The sequence below is a fragment of the Ensifer sp. PDNC004 genome (genome assembly GCF_016919405.1).
In the GTDB taxonomy this organism is placed as follows: domain Bacteria; phylum Pseudomonadota; class Alphaproteobacteria; order Rhizobiales; family Rhizobiaceae; genus Ensifer.
Map to the genome: position 1 here is coordinate 1509861 of NZ_CP070353.1, position 19247 is coordinate 1529107.

At 62.2% G+C, this 19247-nt stretch carries 15 protein-coding genes and 1 riboswitch; of the genes, 3 read left to right on the forward strand and 12 right to left on the reverse strand.

Going from position 1 to position 19247, the window contains the following annotated elements; all coding sequences use genetic code 11:
- Positions 1-40 precede the first annotated feature (40 nt).
- Together JVX98_RS15610 and JVX98_RS15615 are read left to right on the forward strand one after the other, a co-directional pair.
- Complete coding sequence (locus JVX98_RS15610; protein ID WP_205239125.1) at positions 41-1879, forward strand: methyl-accepting chemotaxis protein; 1839 nt, start codon at positions 41-43, stop codon at positions 1877-1879.
- Positions 1880-2107: 228 nt separating this feature from the next.
- A complete protein-coding gene (locus JVX98_RS15615; RefSeq protein ID WP_043611481.1) occupies positions 2108-2584 on the forward strand; it encodes a MarR family winged helix-turn-helix transcriptional regulator in 477 nt (158 codons plus the stop codon).
- Between the two features lie 95 nt (positions 2585-2679).
- Here JVX98_RS15615 and JVX98_RS15620 read toward each other — a convergent pair whose 3' ends face one another.
- From JVX98_RS15620 to JVX98_RS15660, 9 genes are all read right to left on the reverse strand, one after another.
- A complete protein-coding gene (locus JVX98_RS15620) occupies positions 2680-4887 on the reverse strand; it encodes an esterase-like activity of phytase family protein (RefSeq protein ID WP_205239126.1) in 2208 nt (735 codons plus the stop codon).
- A 67-nt stretch (positions 4888-4954) separates the two neighbouring features.
- Positions 4955-5869 carry a DMT family transporter gene (locus tag JVX98_RS15625; protein ID WP_205239127.1) on the reverse strand — a complete coding sequence of 305 codons (915 nt, stop codon included), beginning with the start codon at positions 5867-5869 and terminating at the stop codon, positions 4955-4957.
- Between the two features lie 87 nt (positions 5870-5956).
- A riboswitch (FMN riboswitch) is annotated at positions 5957-6139 on the reverse strand.
- A gap of 123 nt (positions 6140-6262) precedes the next feature.
- Positions 6263-6538, reverse strand: a complete 276-nt coding sequence (gene hupB / locus JVX98_RS15630) for a DNA-binding protein HupB (protein ID WP_034803616.1) — start codon at positions 6536-6538, stop codon at positions 6263-6265.
- 220 nt (positions 6539-6758) lie between these two features.
- Entirely contained in the window at positions 6759-9179 is a 2421-nt protein-coding gene (gene lon / locus JVX98_RS15635; protein WP_043611479.1) for an endopeptidase La, read from the reverse strand.
- A gap of 384 nt (positions 9180-9563) precedes the next feature.
- Positions 9564-10841: an ATP-dependent Clp protease ATP-binding subunit ClpX gene (clpX, locus tag JVX98_RS15640; protein WP_043611478.1), complete on the reverse strand. Its 1278-nt coding sequence runs from the start codon at positions 10839-10841 to the stop codon at positions 9564-9566.
- A 283-nt stretch (positions 10842-11124) separates the two neighbouring features.
- Positions 11125-11757: an ATP-dependent Clp protease proteolytic subunit gene (locus JVX98_RS15645; protein ID WP_205239128.1), complete on the reverse strand. Its 633-nt coding sequence runs from the start codon at positions 11755-11757 to the stop codon at positions 11125-11127.
- A gap of 287 nt (positions 11758-12044) precedes the next feature.
- Entirely contained in the window at positions 12045-13604 is a 1560-nt protein-coding gene (locus JVX98_RS15650) for a phospholipase D family protein (RefSeq protein WP_205239129.1), read from the reverse strand.
- Between the two features lie 19 nt (positions 13605-13623).
- Positions 13624-14481: an endonuclease/exonuclease/phosphatase family protein gene (locus JVX98_RS15655; RefSeq protein WP_043611476.1), complete on the reverse strand. Its 858-nt coding sequence runs from the start codon at positions 14479-14481 to the stop codon at positions 13624-13626.
- Between the two features lie 159 nt (positions 14482-14640).
- Positions 14641-15288, reverse strand: a complete 648-nt coding sequence (locus JVX98_RS15660; protein WP_205239459.1) for a VOC family protein — start codon at positions 15286-15288, stop codon at positions 14641-14643.
- Positions 15289-15486: 198 nt separating this feature from the next.
- On the opposite strand from JVX98_RS15660, the gene JVX98_RS15665 reads away from it, so the two are divergent.
- Positions 15487-16725, forward strand: coding sequence for a cytochrome P450 (locus JVX98_RS15665; RefSeq protein WP_205239130.1), 1239 nt, complete (start codon positions 15487-15489; stop codon positions 16723-16725).
- Between the two features lie 38 nt (positions 16726-16763).
- Here the strand turns inward: JVX98_RS15665 and JVX98_RS15670 are convergent, their stop codons facing one another.
- The 3 genes from JVX98_RS15670 to JVX98_RS15680 form a co-directional block, all read right to left on the reverse strand.
- The gene (locus JVX98_RS15670; protein ID WP_043611473.1) at positions 16764-17108 is read right to left on the reverse strand and encodes a cupin domain-containing protein; all 345 of its coding nucleotides are present in this window, start codon (positions 17106-17108) and stop codon (positions 16764-16766) included.
- A 50-nt stretch (positions 17109-17158) separates the two neighbouring features.
- Positions 17159-18442, reverse strand: coding sequence for an O-acetylhomoserine aminocarboxypropyltransferase (locus JVX98_RS15675; RefSeq protein ID WP_043611472.1), 1284 nt, complete (start codon positions 18440-18442; stop codon positions 17159-17161).
- Positions 18443-18645: 203 nt separating this feature from the next.
- Positions 18646-19074 (reverse strand): CoA-binding protein, encoded by a 429-nt coding sequence (locus JVX98_RS15680; RefSeq protein WP_205239131.1) that lies wholly within the window; start codon positions 19072-19074, stop codon positions 18646-18648.
- Positions 19075-19247: the final 173 nt, after the last annotated feature.

The window sequence follows — 19247 nt, forward strand, 5'->3', positions numbered from 1 at the left end:
CAAGTACAGTTTTACGGACGGCCGTCCTTCCGGGGGTACCATGTCACGGCTCAAGATTTCCCACACGCTTATTGCCCTTTTCCTCGTGGTTGCCGTTATCGTCTCGGCACTTGCCGTTTCATCTCTCGGCGGCATCAAGATGATGAACGAGCGCAACAACGAGATCGCCACCACGTGGCTGCCGCGCGTCTCGCTTTCCCGCGCGCTCGAAACGCAGCTTTCCGATACCCGCATGGCGTTTGCGCGCCATCTGATTTCCCTGACCCCGTTTGAAAAGAAGGCGGCGGAGAAGGTCATCAGCGAGACCGTCGCAGGCTTCAACAAGCTCGCCGACGAATATTCGAGCCTGATGGTCACCGATGCCGACAAGGCAGCGCTCGACAATGTCCGGACCGCCTATCAGGCCTATCTCTCGGTCGCCGAAGGCATGGTCAAGCTCTCCAACAACCTCGAGAACATGAAGGCGCAGAGCGTCTTCAAGGTCGAGATGCGCGAGACCGAAGGCAAGGTCGACGAAGCGATCAAGGAAATGCGTGCGCTGAACCTCGCCGGTGCAGATGCCGCCGTTGCCGCAAGCTCGGCGACGCATGACCAGATCCGCATGATCGAGATCGGCGTCATCGCCCTTGCCGCCGTCATCGTGCTCGGCGCCATCCTCTATGCCGTGCGCGGCATTGCCCGCCCGATCCAGATCATCACCCGATCGATGGCACACCTTGCCGAAGGCGACACCGACAGCAGCATCCCCTATGGCGCCCGCAAGGACGAAATCGGCGAGATGGCCCGTGCCGTCGAGGTCTTCCGCCAGGCTGCGATCACCAACCAGCATCTCGAAGCCGACGCCCAGACACAGCGCGCCAAGGCGGAAGCCGAGCGCCTGCGCGTGACGGAAGAAGCGGAAGCAGCGGCCCAGCGTCGCCTTCAGGAAGCAACCGCCGGCCTTGCCACCGGCCTGCGCCGCCTCGCCTCGGGCGATCTCGCCTTCCAGCTTAACGAGCCTTTCTCGCCCGATTTCGAGCAGCTGCGTCACGACCTGAACCAGGCTGTCGCCCAACTCGCCGACACGCTTGCCGCCGTCTCGTCGGCCTCGGGCAGCATCGACAGCGGTGCCCGAGAAGTCAGCCAGAGCGCCGACGACCTGTCGCGACGGACCGAGCAGCAGGCGGCCTCGCTGGAAGAGACCGCAGCCGCGCTCGACCAGATCACCGTCAATGTAGGCAATTCGTCGAAGCGCACCCACGAGGCCCGCACCGTTGCCGGTCAGGCCAACGAAAGCGCCCGCAAGTCCGGCGCGATCGTCTCGGGCGCAGTCGACGCCATGGGCCGCATCGAGCATTCGTCGAGCCAGATCTCCAACATCATCGGCGTGATCGACGAGATCGCTTTCCAGACCAACCTGCTGGCGCTCAACGCCGGCGTCGAAGCCGCCCGCGCCGGTGATGCCGGCAAGGGCTTCGCCGTCGTCGCCCAGGAAGTGCGCGAGCTTGCCCAGCGCTCGGCCAACGCGGCCAAGGAGATCAAGGATCTGATCCGCAACTCCGCCGTCGAAGTCGAAAGCGGTGTCCGGCTCGTTCGCGAAACCGGCGAAGCTTTGCGCACGATCGAAGGCTTCATCGTCACGATCAACCAGCACATGGACGCGATCGCCGTCTCGGCACAGGAACAGTCCGCCGGGCTCTCCGAGGTCAATACGGCAGTCAACCAGATGGACCAGGTCACCCAGCAGAACGCGGCGATGGTCGAGGAAGCCAATGCGGCAAGCGCCCAACTTGCCCAGGAAGCCGGCCGTCTGCGCGAGCTGATCGCACGCTTCACGCTGGGCGAGGCCGGTGGTCACGGTTACGCCCAATCGTCCAACGCATCGCGTTGGGCCGCCTGATCGCGACCCGAGGTGACGCGCACGTCGTGTGACACGCAAACGGTCGCCGATCGCGAGAATTTCTTGCCGAACAAAATGAAACGGCCGCCAGAAATGGCGGCCGTTTCTTTGTCGACGATGGAGTTACCGTGAAACGCCGGAGGTTTGTGTCGACAAAGGCGGCAATTATAACTATCACTAATGTTACTGCCATTTCACATGGCACCTCATGAAATTCCAGCGACGATCATGAAGAAGACATTTGAAGTTTCCGATAGACTGTTCGAGCTTTACCACCGGGTTCACCGGCTGGTGAACGAATCGATGACCGAGGAAGGCGTGTCGCTGGCGCGCAGCAAGTTCCTCTTCTTCCTCAGCAAGCTCGGCCCCTGTCGCTCGACCGACATCGCCTGTGCGCTGAACTTTGCGCCGCGCACGGTCACCGAAGCGATCGACGGCCTGGAGCGTGACCGCCTGGTCATGCGCAAGCCCGATCCTGAAGACCGGCGCGCCAAGATTGTCTCGATCACCGAAACCGGCCGCATCGTTCTGGAAGCTGCCGAACATCCCCGCAAACAGCTGCTCGAGGAGATCTTCTCGGCCCTCGACGATGAAGAACTCGACGCGCTCTACGATATCGTCGGCAAGCTGGTCGACCGGACGGACGAGATCCGCAAGCGCAAGGATGAGGCCGAAGAGGCTGCGCAGGTCGCGATCGCCCGCTAGGAGCGTTCTCGCTCGTCGCAAATCACAAATGCCGAAACAGAAAGAGGCCGGGACGTCATGTCCCGGCCTCTCCCGTTTTCTCCGGGCGGTAACGCTTACATCGCGTTGATGGCGCCAATGGAGAAGAACAGGGTTTCACCAGAGGAGTCGTCGACGCCGTCATTGTCGGTGACGACATAGCCGTTTCCGGCGGCATCGACGGTGAAGCCTTCGACCTTGTCGACGACGTAGCCATTCAGCGCCTTCAGTTCCGGAATGAGGTCACGAACCTCTTCCTTCTTGACGACGGGCAGTTCACCGCCAAGGGCAGCTGGCTTCAGTTCCGAGAGCGCAACGCGATAGATCTTCTTGAGCTTGGCAGCCTGACCGATCAGGTTGTCGCGCTCGATGACATAGGCATAGTCGCCGTGGACGGAAATTTCCGACAGACCAACCCAGCCGTCACCGGCCTTTTCGAGTGGGTAGCGCACGGCGCCCCATTCTTCGCTCTTCGGGTTGTAGGAGACGAGCTTGACGAAGCCCTTCTCGTCATCCTTCCATTCGCGCTGAACCGCCATCCACAGCGTCTGCTCGTCGCCTTCGCCGACAACGGTGATGCCTTCGAAGCCGAAGCGGGTTTCGCCGGCGCGCAGCGCTTCCGGCAGGGCGATTTCCTTCTTGATCTCACCCTTCTTGTTCACGTGGAAGATCGCGTGGCTGTAGAGCTTGTCGGAGTTGCCTTCCGACGCGAGCCAGAAGCCCCCTTCCCCGTCATTGGTGATGCCTTCGATGTCGAGCTTCTGAGCCGGTGCGCCGTCACGGGTGATGGCGAGCGCTTCGGTGATCAACGCCGGCTTCTGGGTCGCGTCGATGGTGAAGATCGTCGGCTGCGACGAGTAGACCGAATCATTGACGGCGCGCAGGAAGCCGGGCTTGTCGGCGACGGCAACGAGACCGGAGAGCGCACCGAAGCCGATCGGCAGGCCGTCCTTCTCGGCGGAGCGGATCTGCGGATAGGCTGCTTCGCCCTCGGCACGCTCATAGATCATGACGTGCGAGCGTGCGCCGCCATCCTCGACGAGATCGACTTCGTTTGCGCTCGCAAAGAGATTGCGCGACGGGATCGCGACGGCGCCTTCCGGCGAAATGCCCGACGGCAGGAGCTGCAGCAACTCGGGCTCTGCGCCCGTGTCCTTGTAGACGCCGACGATCGAAGCGCGTTCGGCCAGCACGAAGAACAGATTGTCGTCGCCGAACTTCGCCGCTTCCAGACCCTCGGGCTCGACGCCCTTGGCGGAAGAGCGCTTCTCTGGATAGTGGCCGATGGCGGCAATCGCGTGCTCGAAACTCGCGCCCGATTCGAACAGCACCTTGCCGGTGGTGTCGAAGATCGTGAAGCCGCGCGAACCGCCTTCATAGTCGCCTTCGTTGGCAACGACGATGCGGTTGTCGTCGAGCCACTTCACCGCATCGGGCTCGCGCTTGCGGCCCGGCTGCTCGTCCTTGAAGGCAATCGCGCCGTTACGCTTGGTGTCGATGTTCTTGAGGTCGACCGTGCCAGCGGAGAAGTGCGTCTTCACGGTCCCCGTCTTGCCGTCGATGATGACGATGTGATTGTTTTCCTGCAGGGTCAGCGCGATCTCGTCCTTGCCGTTGAAGGAAACGAACTCCGGCTCCGGGTCTTCCCCGGCGATTTCGGCAAGACCGGTCAGCGTCACGCGCTTCAGCGAACCGCAATCGGCAACACCATCCTTCAGCGACAGGATGACGAGGTCGCCGGCCGGCATCTGCGGGATCTTGCCATCGTTCAGCTCTTCGTCGCGCTCGTTTTCGATGGCGATGGCAGCAAGCGTGCGGTCCTTGTTGACGGCGATCGAATCCGGCTGGCCACCGAGATCACAGGTCGCATCGACTTTCTTCGACGCCAGATCGACAATCGCCAGAAGCCCCGACGGCTTGACGAAGCTCTCGCGCGTGTTGACCGCGACGAGTGCCTTTGCACCGGCGATGGTGACGGAGGTCGGCTCGCCGTCAAAGGAAACCGTGCCGGCTGCCTTGGGCGCCTTGGCATCGGTGATGTCGATCAGGCCGACGCGCTTGCCGGGGCTGTCGGAATAGACGAGCAGATTGCCGTCTTCGCTGGCCGTGATGATTTCGGCGGATGTCGGCGTCTTGCGCGCATCGCCTTCCGGCAGGTTATCGGCAACAGCAAAGGATGCAATGCGGTTGAAGACGGGCTCGGCCGCCGCAGGAAATGCTGCGGAGGCAAGAAGAACGGCCGCGAGCGCGGTCACGCGCGAAGTGATGGTCATGAAATCCCCCATGTGCGAACACTGAAAACATGGGGGTTCTGCGCGATGCCGATGACAGCCGAATGACAACGCTCGGGTTTTACACCGTTCCGGTCGCCGGAGCGGCGCGCTCGCGCCGCATCTCGTTGCGCATGATGAACAGCGAAGCGCCAAGGATCAGCACGGCGCCGACCCAAAGATACCCTGTCGGCGCGTAACCGAAGACCAGCCAGCCGGCAAAGACGTTGAGCGGCAGCTTCAGGTCGTCGAAAGGCTGCACATAGGCGGCGTCGGCCACCGTATAGGCAAGCGTCAGCAGATATTGGGCGACGACGGTCAGGATCCCGGCAAGCAGCAGGAAGCCGAGCGCTGCGCCATCGGGCACGGTGAAACCGGCCGAAAGCGCGATGGCGCCGTTGATCGGCGTCAGAAGCACAAGCAGCCAGACCGTGATCGTTTCGGGGCGCTCAAGACTGGTGAGGCTCTTGGTGATGAGCGACGAAGCCCCCCACAAAAGCGCCGACAGGATCGGCAGAAGGGCGGCCCAGCTGAAACTGTCCGACCAGGGTTCGAGAATGATCATCGCCCCGGCGAAGCCAACCGCGGTTGCTGCCCAGCGCGCCGCGCCGACACGTTCGCCGAGAAACAGGCGGGCGCCGAGGATGATGAAGAACGGCGAGGTCATGACCAGCGCGATCGCCTGCCAGATCGGCACGTGCGCAAGCCCCGAGACCCAGGCCCCGACCCCGAAGGCGGCCAGCACCACGCGCACGACGTGGCGCCAGGGATAGTCGGTGCGCATGGCCGAGAGCCCGGCGCGTCGCAGAAACGGCAGCGAGAAGAGGAAGGCGAAGGCATATTGCCAGAACGCCATGGCGGTGGCGGGGAAACCGAGCTTCATCGTCAGCCATTGGGTGACGACATTGAGGCCGGCAAAGGCGATCCCGGCCAGCACCATGAAGCCGGCTCCGGCCATGGCGCGCGAGGAGGAAAAACCGAGGGAAGTCTGATTCATGTCATGCACCCTGAAAGCGGACCAAACACAAATCAGGACGCATGAGCGCACGACACGACCCCGGGCATCCCTGCCCTTCGTGCCGGCGACCATTCTCTTTCATCCGGACTATGACCGTCGGCTCCGGAGTTGCACCGGATCTGCTGACCCTCCCCCAAGAAATCGAGGAGAGGCGCTCGCGGGCTTGGGCCATCTTCGCGCGTCTTCAAGACGTAGCGCTGTCATGCCCTTACCGCCGGTGGGGACTTTCACCCCGCCCTGAGAATGGGCAAGCCCTAGAGCAAATGGTGGGTACCCGCAAGGGCTGCCCCAAAATGCGAAAGGGTCCGGCTTGCGCCGAACCCTCGAATACCTGGACTGCCGGCCTCGTGTCCGGCCGCCAAGCAAATCTCATCAGCCGTTGACGGCATCCTTCAGACCCTTGCCGGCCGTGAACTTCGGCACGTTGCGTGCCGGGATGTCAACTTCCGCACCCGTGGACGGGTTACGGCCCTTCGAGGCTTCGCGGCGCGAAACCGAGAAGTTGCCGAAGCCGACCAGGCGAATGTCGCCGCCGTTCTTCAGCTCAGCCTGGATGGTCTCGAAAACTGCATCAACTGCAGAAGATGCGTCGGTCTTGGAAAGTCCGGCCTTCTCAGCAACGGCAGACACGAGCTCATTTTTGTTCATGTTTCCACCCCTTTCAGATTGGTTCGAAACGACTGTGTTTTAAGGCGCGGCGGCTTGCGCTTCGCCCGCGTCTTGCCTTTCCCAATTGCGCCTAATCCCTTGGAATGCAAGGCTTGCAGGGCGCTTTTACAACAAAAAAGACCGGCCAATGGCCGGTCTTCCCAATTTTTCTGCAAAATGAGCGCCGCGCGAGCCGGCGGCGCCCATTTTCGAGCACCCGTTAGTGGGCGATCGAAGAGCCTGCTTCGTCCTGCGAATCAACCGGTGCAACGGTTGCCGGCTCGTTTGCCGGGTCCCATTCGATCGGTTCCGGCATGCGCACCAGAGCGTGTTCGAGCACTTCGCCCATCCGCGAAACCGGGATGATTTCGAGCGCGTTCTTCACGTTGTCCGGGATCTCGGCAAGATCCTTGGCGTTCTCTTCCGGGATCAGCACCTTCTTGATGCCACCCCGAAGCGCTGCCAGGAGCTTCTCCTTAAGACCGCCGATCGGCAGCACGCGGCCGCGCAGCGTGATCTCGCCAGTCATGGCGACATCCTTGGAGATCGGGATACCGGTCATGATCGACACGATCGTGGTTGCCATGGCGACACCCGCCGACGGGCCATCCTTCGGCGTCGCACCTTCCGGCACGTGCACGTGGATGTCACGCTTGTCGAACAGCGGCGGTTCGATGCCGAAGTCGATCGCGCGCGAGCGGACATAGGACGCCGCTGCCGAAATCGATTCCTTCATCACGTCGCGCAGGTTGCCGGTGACGGTCATGCGGCCCTTGCCGGGCATCATGACGCCTTCGATCGTCAGCAGCTCGCCGCCGACCTCGGTCCATGCGAGACCGGTGACAACACCGATCTGGTCGTCACGTTCGGCTTCGCCGTGGCGGAAGCGCGGAACGCCCAGGTAATCGTTGATGTTGGCAGCGGTCACTTCGACCTTCTTGGCCTTGCCCTTGATGATCTCGGTCACGGCCTTGCGGGCGAGCTTCATCAGCTCGCGCTCGAAGTTACGCACACCGGCTTCGCGGGTGTAGGTCTGGATGACCGCCATCAGCGCGCCGTCGGTGACCGAAAACTCCTTCGGCTGCAGCGCGTGGTCGCGGATCGCCTTCGGCAGCAGGTGCCGCTTGGCGATTTCCAGCTTTTCCTCTTCGGTGTAGCCGGCGATGCGGATCACTTCCATGCGGTCCATCAACGGCGCCGGGATATTCAGCGTGTTGGCGGTGGTGATGAACATCACGTTGGACAGGTCGTATTCGACTTCCAGGTAGTGGTCCATGAAGGTCGAGTTCTGTTCCGGATCCAGCACCTCGAGCAGCGCCGACGACGGATCGCCGCGGAAGTCCTGGCCCATCTTGTCGATTTCGTCGAGCAGGAACAGCGGGTTGGACCGCTTCGCCTTCTTCATCGACTGGACGACCTTTCCCGGCATGGAGCCGATATAGGTGCGGCGGTGGCCACGGATTTCGGCTTCGTCACGAACACCGCCGAGTGCCATGCGCACGTATTCGCGGCCGGTCGCCTTGGCGATCGACTTGGCGAGCGAGGTCTTGCCGACGCCCGGAGGGCCGACGAGGCACAGGATCGGGCCCTTGATCTTGGTCGAACGGGCCTGCACGGCGAGATACTCGACGATGCGTTCCTTGACCTTGTCGAGGCCGAAGTGATCGACGTTGAGCACCTCCTCGGCATGGTTCAGGTCGGTCTTGATCTTCGACTTCTTGCCCCAGGGCAGGCCGAGCAGCCAATCCAGGTAGTTGCGAACGACGGTGGCTTCCGCCGACATCGGGCTCATCTGGCGCAGCTTCTTCAGCTCCGCGTCAGCCTTTTCGCGCGCTTCCTTGGAAAGCTTGGTCTTGGCGATACGCTCTTCGATCTCGGCCATCTCGTCGCGGCCGTCTTCGCCGTCGCCGAGTTCCTTCTGGATCGCCTTCATCTGTTCGTTGAGGTAGTATTCGCGCTGGGTCTTCTCCATCTGGCGCTTGACGCGCGAGCGGATGCGCTTTTCCACCTGCAGGACGGAGATCTCGCCTTCCATGAAGCCGAGCGCCTTTTCCAGGCGCATCTTCACGCTGGTGGTCTCCAACATTTCCTGCTTTTCGACGATCTTGATCGAAAGGTGCGAAGCCACCGTGTCGGCCAGCTTCGAATAGTCCTCGATCTGGCTGGCAACACCGACGACCTCGGGGGAGATCTTCTTGTTGAGCTTCACGTAGCTTTCGAACTCGGAGACGACAGAGCGGCTGAGCGCCTCGATCTCGACCGGGTCTTCCTCCGGCTCGCTCAGCGTGTGCGCGGCAGCCTCGTAGAATTCTTCGCGCGGCGTGTAGCCGTCGATCTTGGCGCGCGCGCGGCCTTCGACCAGCACCTTGACGGTGCCGTCGGGCAGCTTCAGCAGTTGCAGGACGTTGGCGATGGTGCCGACTTCGTAGATCGCGGACGGTTCCGGATCGTCGTCGGTGGCGTTGATCTGGGTGGCAAGCATGATCTGCTTGTCGGTGCCCATGACTTCCTCAAGCGCACGGATCGACTTTTCGCGGCCGACGAAAAGCGGCACGATCATGTGCGGGAAGACTACGATGTCGCGGAGCGGCAGGACCGGGTAGGTCGCGCTTTCAGTCGCCGGTGACGTTTTGTTCGTCATGTCATTTCCTTTCCGTCCCGATTTCGGGCCCGTTTCCGGGAGCCCTACAGGCACTCCCGGCTGTCATATTTTCCACATGAAAGTGGAGTGCAACCGCGTCCATTTCAAGGCTCGACGCAGACATCCACAAACTGTGGCCGGGTCCTTCTGACTACGCATCAATGCTGTTGCGGACCTTGCGACGGACTACAAGCTCTTGGACCGCAACCATCAAGGTCCTTCATTGAATCGTTACATCATTGCGTTGTTTGCGGCACTTTAGCAACAATCGAATTGTGAAATCTGCGCCCCTGCGTCCGTGTCTCAACAGCTAAGTGTGAAGACATGAAGTAGACATGAAAAAGCCCGCTCAAGGCGGGCTTCTCAAAGGATATTTCAGGACGCTCAGGCCGAAACGTTGGTCTTTTCGTCCGACCGTTCCGAGTAGATGTAAAGCGGCCGGGCAGAGCCCTTGACCACCTCGTCGGAGATGACCACTTCGCGCACGCCTTCGAGCGTCGGCAGCTCGAACATGGTGTCGAGCAGGATCTTTTCCATAATCGAGCGAAGGCCACGGGCACCGGTCTTGCGCACGATCGCCCGGCGGGCAATCTCGCGAAGCGCGTCCTCGTGGAAGGTCAGTTCGACGTCTTCCATCTCGAACAGGCGCTGGTACTGCTTGATCAGAGCGTTCTTCGGCTCGGACAGGATCTGGATCAGCGCATCTTCATCGAGATCTTCGAGCGTCGCCAGAACCGGCAGACGACCGATGAATTCCGGGATCAGGCCGAACTTGACGAGATCTTCCGGCTCCAGTTCGCGCAGAACTTCGCCGACACGGCGATCTTCCGGCGAGCGGACCGTTGCGCCGAAACCGATCGAGGTCTTCTCGCCACGGGCGGAGATGATCTTGTCGAGGCCGGCAAAGGCGCCGCCGCAGATGAAGAGAATATTGGTCGTATCCACTTGCAGGAATTCCTGCTGCGGATGCTTCCGGCCGCCCTGCGGCGGTACCGAGGCAACTGTGCCTTCCATGATCTTCAGAAGCGCCTGCTGCACGCCCTCGCCCGATACGTCGCGCGTTATCGACGGATTGTCGGACTTGCGCGAAATTTTGTCGACTTCGTCAATGTAGACGATGCCGCGCTGGGCGCGCTCGACGTTGTAGTCGGCCGCCTGGAGCAGCTTCAGGATGATGTTCTCGACGTCTTCACCGACGTAACCGGCTTCGGTCAGCGTCGTGGCGTCGGCCATGGTGAACGGCACGTCGATGATACGGGCGAGCGTCTGGGCGAGATAGGTCTTGCCGCAGCCGGTCGGGCCGACCAGCATGATGTTCGACTTCGCCAGTTCGACGTCGCTGCCCTTGGCGGCGTGCGCCAGGCGCTTGTAGTGGTTGTGAACGGCGACCGACAGGATGCGCTTGGCCTGCTGCTGGCCGATGACGTATTCGTCCAGAACCTTGATGATTTCCTGAGGGGTCGGAACACCGTCGCGGGACTTGACCATCGACGTCTTGTTCTCTTCGCGAATGATGTCCATGCACAGTTCGACGCATTCATCGCAGATGAACACGGTCGGTCCGGCAATCAGCTTGCGGACTTCGTGCTGGCTCTTGCCGCAGAACGAACAATAAAGTGTATTCTTCGAGTCACCGCCGTTGCTTCCGCTGACCTTGCTCATTTCGACTTCCTTCCAGCACGCCGGACACTTTCAAGATAAGTATCGCGGACCACTCAATTTGCCTTGCGCCTCAACCTTACGCAGGGCTTCCGGGAGTACTTACCGCCCCTGGCGAAGACGCCCGACGCGGCCGCAACGACTCTCCCAACTCGAACCAACACTACGCCGTCAGATTCCAACATAGCATTAATGGTTCATATTACCGGCTTTACCCTGTCGATAAAGCCCTTGAGCCATTACAATTGTGTCACAATTACATCTATCCCGACACAAATGCGCGTTATCAGGCCTGCTCGCCGCCTTCGATTTCTTCGCGCGAGGTCAGCACCTTGTCAACGAGGCCCCAGTTCAGAGCTTCGTCCGCGTTCATGAAATGATCGCGATCGAGCGTCTGCTCGACTTCCTCGTAGGTGCGGCCGCAATGCTTGACGTAAACCTCGTTGAGGCGACGCTTCATCTTCAGGATGTCCTTGGCGTGACGCTCGATATCCGAGGCCTGGCCCTGGAAGCCGCCCGAGGGCTGGTGAACCATGATGCGCGCGTTCGGCGTGGCGAAACGCATGTCCTTGTGGCCGGCGGCCAGGAGCAGCGAACCCATCGAGGCGGCCTGGCCGACGCAGAGCGTCGAAACGGCCGGCTTGATGAACTGCATCGTGTCGTAGATCGCCATGCCCGACGTGACGACGCCGCCCGGCGAGTTGATGTAGAGCGCGATTTCCTTCTTCGGGTTTTCCGCTTCGAGGAAAAGAAGCTGGGCGCAGACGAGCGTTGCCATCTGATCTTCGACCGGGCCGGTCACGAAGATGATGCGCTCCTTCAGAAGGCGCGAAAAGATATCGTAGGAACGTTCACCGCGGTTGGTCTGCTCAACAACCATCGGCACCAGTGCCAGGGCGGTATCAACGGGATTTCTCATATCGAACCTTCATCAATCGGGCTCGCAAAACCTTTGCGAACCGGGAATCACGGGATTTACCTTCTGCTCCTACATAGAGTGTCAACACCCTGCACTTCAAGTCGCGAAGCTTCGATAAGCTTAATCGAAGGCACTGTTCGCCTCGAAGTTTGGCCGTCCTCCACACATGGTTGGCGATAGAGCATTTTTTGCGCAACGTCCTCGACCAAGACCGCACACCCAGACGCTGCGCACAGCGATCAACGATATCGGTAAACGAAGCGCAAATGAGGCAAGCAAGCCACGGTTCACAGCTGCGACTCGATAGGCAGAATGCGGATCAGCCCGGCGATCATGCGCCTTGTTAGGCTCGCATCCGGCTCATGGCGCACCAGCCGCTCGGAGCCATTGGCGCGATCGCGCCAGATGAGGCGTGACCCTTCGATGTCGACCCGGTAGCTGATTGCCGGCGAGGTTTCCTCCTCGAACATGGAAGCCAGTTCGCCGGCAAGTGCCGCATCCTGAAAGACCACGCCCATTTCCGTATTGAGCGAGGCTGAGCGCGGATCGAAGTTCATCGAGCCGACGAAACCGTGCAAGCCGTCCACCACGAAGGCCTTGCTGTGCAGGCTCGCATTGCGGCGTCCGAACAGCGTCATGCGGTGCCCCTCGGCAACATCGCCCTGCTCCTTCAACTCGAAGAGCGCGACGCCGGCCCGGATGAGCTTGCGGCGATATTTGACATAACCGCCGTGAACGGCGGCAACGTCGGTCGCCGCAAGCGAATTGGTGAGGACGGCGACGCGAGCGCCGCGCGAAACGATGGCGGCGAGCCCCCGTGTGCCGGCAACGCCGGGGATGAAGTAGGGCGAGATGATCCTCAAATCCCGCGTGGCAGCCTCGATCAGCGGAAAAAGCTCGCGCAACAGCCAGTTCTGGCGTCGCTGCATCAGCGCCTTTTCCGGCGGATCGGATGCCAGCCGGATATCGGAACTCCAGTGAAGCTGCCGCGTGCCGTGGTAGATCTCCGCCTCCTCCACCGCCTTGTCGATGCGTTCCAGATAGAACCGCCCCGCCGGCGTGCGGGCCAATCCGTCGACGGCCTCGCGTAGCGCGGGCAAATACTGCTTGCGCGGCGTGCGCAGCGCTGCGATCGGAAGCACGGAGGCACTATTCCAATAGCGGTCGAACATGGCCGACGCCTGATCCAGCACCGGCCCCACCATCCAGACATCGAGATCGCGGAAATTGGAGAGTTCGGCGGCATCGAAATAGGCGTCGCCGATGTTGCGGCCGCCGGCAATCGCAACGCGGCCATCGGCCACCCAGAGCTTGTTGTGCATGCGGCGCGTTGCGCTGAAAGCGCGGATCGCCATTTCGAAGCCGCGGCGAAAGCGATCAGTGCGCGCCCGGCTCGGATTGAAGAGCCGCACGTCGATATGGGGGTGGGCGTCGAGCGCGATGCACATGCGGTCGTGGATGCCGGCATTGATGTCGTCGAGCAGCAGCCGGACGCGCACGCCGCGGTCTGCGGCGGCCAGGATCTCACGGGCGAGAAGAAGACCGGTCAGGTCGCCCTTCCAGTAATAGTACTGCAGATCGAGGCTGCGTCCGGCGCGCCGTGCCGCGTGCGCGCGCGCAACCAGGGCCTCGATATTGTCGGAAACCAGCGCCACGCCATTGGCACCCGCCTGGGCGTCAACGAGCGGCGCCAGGTAGCGGTCGAGTTCCGTGCCGGCATCGGCCAGCGGAAGGGCGTTTGACGGCGGCCCGTGCGGGCGTCGGCCGAAGCGGCCGTAGATGTAAAGCACGGTCGCCACGAGCAGTCCGAGGATGACGGCAATGGTGAACAGGACAGAGGACCACATCGAAAACTCGTCCGCGCCGTCAGGCCGACCCCGCGCGACCCGCTTCCACCCGCTTGCCGTCTCTTGGCTCCGGCTGCACGGCCTTCAGGTCGATCGAGGCCTTTACGGGCAGATGATCCGAGGCGATCCGCGCCAGCGGCGAATCGTGCACCGCGACCGACGTCACCAGATGGTGCGGATTGCCGAGCACACGGTCGAGCGGCAACAGCGGGAAGCGCGAGGGAAAACTGGCGACCGTCGCATGGGACGGGTCGAATACCGGGCTGAGGAAGGACAGCGACGAACGCCGCCCCATCCGCCATTCGTTGAGATCACCGATGAGAAGCGTCGGTCGCCCGTTGGCATCGGATGCCGCCTCGAGGATCGCCTCGGCCTGCTGGGCGCGCGAATGCCGGAGAAGACCGAGATGGGCGGCGATGATGCGCAGCGGCCCCACTTTCAGGTCGAGATCGACGACCAGCGCACCGCGCGGCTCGACGCCAGGGAGCTTCAACTGCCGCACGTCGGAAACGGCGCCCTCGCGCAGCAACAGGACGTTGCCGTGCCAGCCATGCCCCTTGGTCGAAAAGCCGGAAATCGGCACCGAAACAAGATGCGCCTCCCGACGCAGGTGTTCGAGATCGAGAAGACCGGCGCGCTCACCGAAGCGCTGATCGGCCTCCTGAAGCGCCACGATATCGGCACCAAGTTCACCGATGACATTGGCGGTACGGCCGGGGTCGAAGCGCCCGTCGGTGCCGACGCATTTGTGGATGTTGTAGGAGGCGATGACGATATCGCCGCGGCTGACCGCGGCTTCGCGGTGAACGACGGTGGGACGTCTCTTGCGGATCGCAGCGACGATCCCCGCCGATAGACTGGACTGGTTTTTTCCCATGCCGCTCCCTGCTTGCTGGCCGCATCATGCGCAAATAGGTCGCCTGGTGCCATAGAAAAAGGGAGAACAGGGGAAGTTTGTTCCCCGCGGATGGCGTGCCGGAAGACGCGGGCGCCGGCGGCAAACGCACGCTACCGGCGCCCCTTCCCGCTTTTCAGTTCAGTCGGCTGGCCCTGCAAACAGGATCAGGTTTCCGTCGGGATCGAGCACGATAAACGTACGCGCACCCCAGGGTTCCGTACGCAACGCTTGGTGAAAAGAGACCCCGGCCGATTGGTAGCCCAGGTACAATTGCTTGATGTCATTGGCGGTATCGAGGGCGATGGAGGCGGAAAGTAGGTGCTCGCGCTGCCGGATGTCGCCGACGAAGACGGGTTCGCAAACGAGACGCAGAGCGAGCCGGGCATTGTCCCGGATCACCTGCCCATAGAAGGGCGGATCGCCGTAGACGAAATCGACCGCAAAGCCGAGCTTCTCGGTGAAGAAGTCGCACGCGGCCCCGATGTCGGCAACGAACAACTGTGCGGCTGTCGATTGCAGCACAGGCAGCGGTGTGGCGGGTTTCGATTGTTTGGTCATTGTCAGGGCTCCTGATTTGAGCGCCTGCCAGCTTTCGAACCCCGATTGACGCGCGACGAGTTCCTGCGCGTCGGCGAGCTTGAACTCAGCCGTCAGAATGGCGTGATCGTCAAGATCGCGGAAGCGCGGCAAGGCAGCCCTGATCTCGGCGGCGACCGGATAGTACTGGTCGCGATGCCATCTGAGGTATTGCTTCGCCTGCTTCTTCAGGTTTTCAAGGTTTGGCATGGGCGCAACTACGGTCTGTGTTCCGTAGGCGGGCGTTGCCCTTTCAGCTCTCTGCCGATGCGCCCTACGCAGCCAGGAGAGATTGGCCGCCATGGCACGTGCTGTCAACGCCCCGAGGGGTGCGATATCCGCGCTTGCCGGCCGAACCGCGATTCCCTTAGACATAAGGGCCATTGAAGTCCGCGAAGAGCCCCTGCCATGCCTGCCATTTCCATCGACTGCGCGCTGAGGCGCGTTTCCATCGACGCGCGCGATCCAGCCTTCTACCGTGACCCGCTCGCAGCCTATGCCGAGATCCATGCGCAGTGCCCGGCCTTCTTCTGGGAGGAACGACAGCAGTGGTATTTCGCTGGCTACGACCAGGTGAACGCGCTTCTGCGCGACCGGCGTTTCGGCCGGCAGATCCTGCATGTGGCGACGCGCGACGAACTTGGCCTGCCGGCGCCGAAGCCGCATTTGAAGGATTTCGACGCGCTCGAAGAACATTCGCTGCTGGAGCTCGAGCCGCCCGCACACACCCGGCTGCGCACGCTCGTCAACCGCGCCTTCGTTTCGCGGCAGATCGAACAGCTGCGGCCAGACATCGAGCAACTGTCCCATACCCTGATCGACGGCTTTGCCGATGACGGCGGGGTCGAACTGCTGAAGAGCTTTGCCGAAACGCTTCCCGTGACGATCATCGCCCGCATGCTCGGCATTCCCGTCGAGGCAGCGCCCGATCTGCTCGACTGGTCGCATCGCATGGTTCGGATGTATGTCTTCAATCCCAGCTACGAGACCGAACTCGACGCCAACCAGGCTTCCGCGGATTTTGCCGATTATCTGCGCGGCATCATCGCCGAGAAGCGCCGCACCCCCGCGGACGACCTGCTGACACACATGATCACCTCGGAAAAGGACAGCGAGCGGCTGTCGGACGCGGAGCTGGTCTCGACCACCGCCCTCCTCCTCAATGCGGGTCACGAGGCGACCGTGCATCAGATCGGCAATGCGGTGAAGACGATCCTGCAATCCGGACTTTCGGCGAAAGACCTGTTTGCGACGGACGCGGCAACCGCGCTGACCGTGGAGGAATGCCTGCGCTTTGCCGCACCGCTGCATATTTTCCAGCGTTACGCGCTGTCGGATATCGAACTCGACGAAGGCGTCACGCTGCGGCAGGGCGACAAGGTCGGCCTGCTGCTCGGAGCGGCGAATGTTGACCCGAAGAAGTTCACCGACCCGAACGCCTTCCGGCCGACGCGCGACGAAGGCGCCAATGTCTCCTTCGGGGCGGGCCTGCATTTCTGCATCGGCGCGCCGCTCGCCCGCCTGGAGCTCAATCTGGCGCTGCCGATCCTGTTTCGGCGCCTGCCGAACATGCAGCTGAAGACCGAGCCCGAGGTCAAGGACGCGTTTCATTTCCACGGACTGGAACGCCTCGACCTCGTCTGGTGAGCAGCACCGAAGCTTACGGGTCTCCGGTACCGCAGCGATTAAAGGCGGATGACATAGTCCTTGCGGGTCGTCTCCACGACTTCCCAGGTGCCCTCGAACCCGGGACGCAGGATCATGCTGTCGCCGGCGCGCAGATGCGCCGCTTCGCCACCATCCTGCGTGAGGATCGAATAGCCGGAGAGGATGTGGAAATACTCCCACTCCTCATAGACGATCCGCCATTTTCCGGGCGTCGATTCCCAGACCCCGGCATAGAGCCCGCCTTCGGCTTCCTCCAGGTTCCAGGTCTTGAACTGCGGCGCGCCTGAGATGAGCCGGTCGGCCGCCGGCGTACCGGTTTCCGCCTCGACGGTGGACAGGTCGAATTTCTGCATATTCGTCATCTTGGCACCCTTGCGAAGGGCGCGCTGGCGCGCCCTTCGCGGCTAGTGTTTCAGAGCTTGGCCAGCGCCTGTTCGAGGTCGGCGATGATGTCGGAGACATCCTCGATGCCAACCGAGAGGCGCACGACGTCAGGGCCGGCGCCGGCCGCCACCTGCTGCTCGGGCGTCAGCTGGCGGTGGGTGGTCGAGGCCGGGTGAATGACGAGCGAGCGCGTGTCGCCGATATTGGCGAGGTGCGAGAACATTTCCAGCCCTTCGACGAAGCGCTTGCCCGCCTCGTAGCCACCCTTGAGGCCGAAGGTGAAGACGGCACCGGCGCCCTTCGGCGAATAGCGCTGCTGCAGCGCGTGGTTGGGGTCGTCCTCAAGCCCGGCATAGTTGACCCACGAAATCTTGTCGTGCGTCTTCAACCACTTGGCGACCGCAAGCGCGTTGTCGCAATGGCGCTGCATGCGCAGTGGAAGCGTTTCGGAACCGGTGACCAGCATGAAGGCATTGAACGGCGAGATCGCCGGGCCGAAGTCGCGCAGGCCGAGGACACGCGCGGCGATGGCGAAGGCGATGTTGCCGAAGGTCTGGTGCAGCACGACACCGGCATATTCCGGACGCGGTTCCGAGAGCATCGGATATTTGCCGGACTTCGACCAGTCGAAGGTGCCGCCGTCGACGATGACGCCGCCCATGGAGTTGCCGTGGCCGCCGATGAACTTCGTCAGCGAGTGCACGACGATATCGGCGCCATGCTCCAGAGGCCGCAGCAGGTAGGGCGTCGCCATGGTGTTGTCGACGATCAGCGGCAGCTCGTGCTTGCGGGCGACCTCGGCGATGGCAGCGATATCGACGAACGTGCCGCCGGGATTGGCGAGGCTCTCGATGAAGATCGCCTTGGTGCGCCGGTCGATCTTCGCCTCAAAGGAAGCCGGATCGGCAGGGTCAGCCCAGCGGACCTGCCAGTCGAAGGACTTGAAGGCATGACCGAACTGGTTGACCGAGCCGCCATAGAGCCGGTTGGCGGCGATGAAGTTGTCGCCCGGGCTCATGATCGTGTGGAAGACGAGAAGCTGTGCGGCATGGCCGGAGGCAACGGCGAGTGCCGCGGTGCCGCCTTCAAGCGCGGCAATGCGCTCTTCGAGCACCGCCTGCGTCGGGTTCATGATGCGGGTGTAAATGTTGCCGAACTGCTGCAGGCCGAAGAGTGCCGCCGCATGGTCGGTGTCGTTGAAGACGAAGCTCGTCGTCTGGTAGATCGGCGTCGCCCGTGCACCCGTGGTCGGGTCGGGCTGCGCCCCCGCATGAATTGCGAGCGTGTTGAAACCAGGGTTGTCTTTCGTCATTTCGTCCCTCCCATGACCAGAGCGCGGCCGCCAGCCGGCGCGCCGGGGCGCTCTATCACCTTGAATCTACGCGTGAACCGCTATCGTGCTCGCACGATTGAGCGCGCAAGCCGCGGCACTATTCCAGAGCCTACGCATGCGGTCAAAGAGGATTTTTCAAGAACTGACGGTTGTGTGATCCGCCGGCGATGCGCCGACCGCGATCAGCCGATCAGACGCGGGTATTCGATCGCCGGACAGCGGTCCATGACCACCTTGATGCCGGCGGCTTCCGCTTTCGCCGCAGCACCATCGTTGCGCACCGAGAGCTGGCCCCAGATCGCTTTCGGCAGCGTCTCCAGCGCGAGAATTTCATCGACGAGCGCCGGCAAGGCGTCGGCAGCGCGGAAGACGTCGACCATGTCGATCGGCTCCTTTATATCGGCAAGCCGGCCGACCACGGCCTGACCCTGGATGCTCTTGCCGACATGCCCGGGATTGATCGGGATCACCCGGTAACCCTTGCGCAGCAGAAACGCCATGACCCGATGGCTCGGACGCTCAGGATTGGGCGAAGCGCCGACAAGGGCGATCGTCTTGGTCTCGCGCAGGATATCGGCGAGATAATAGTCCGGGTAAGCGTCGTGGTTCATCTGCGGCTTCGGATCCGTTCGTGTTAAACGGTCGTATAATGATGGCGAGGCCGGCCAAGTCAACCGTGCGGGCCGTTCGTTCCCCGCCAAAGATTGCCGCTTCTGCAAGACTTTCCGGTTGCTTTTGCGTCCGTGCGGCGCGACAAGCATCACAAAGCCTGCCACATCGTTTT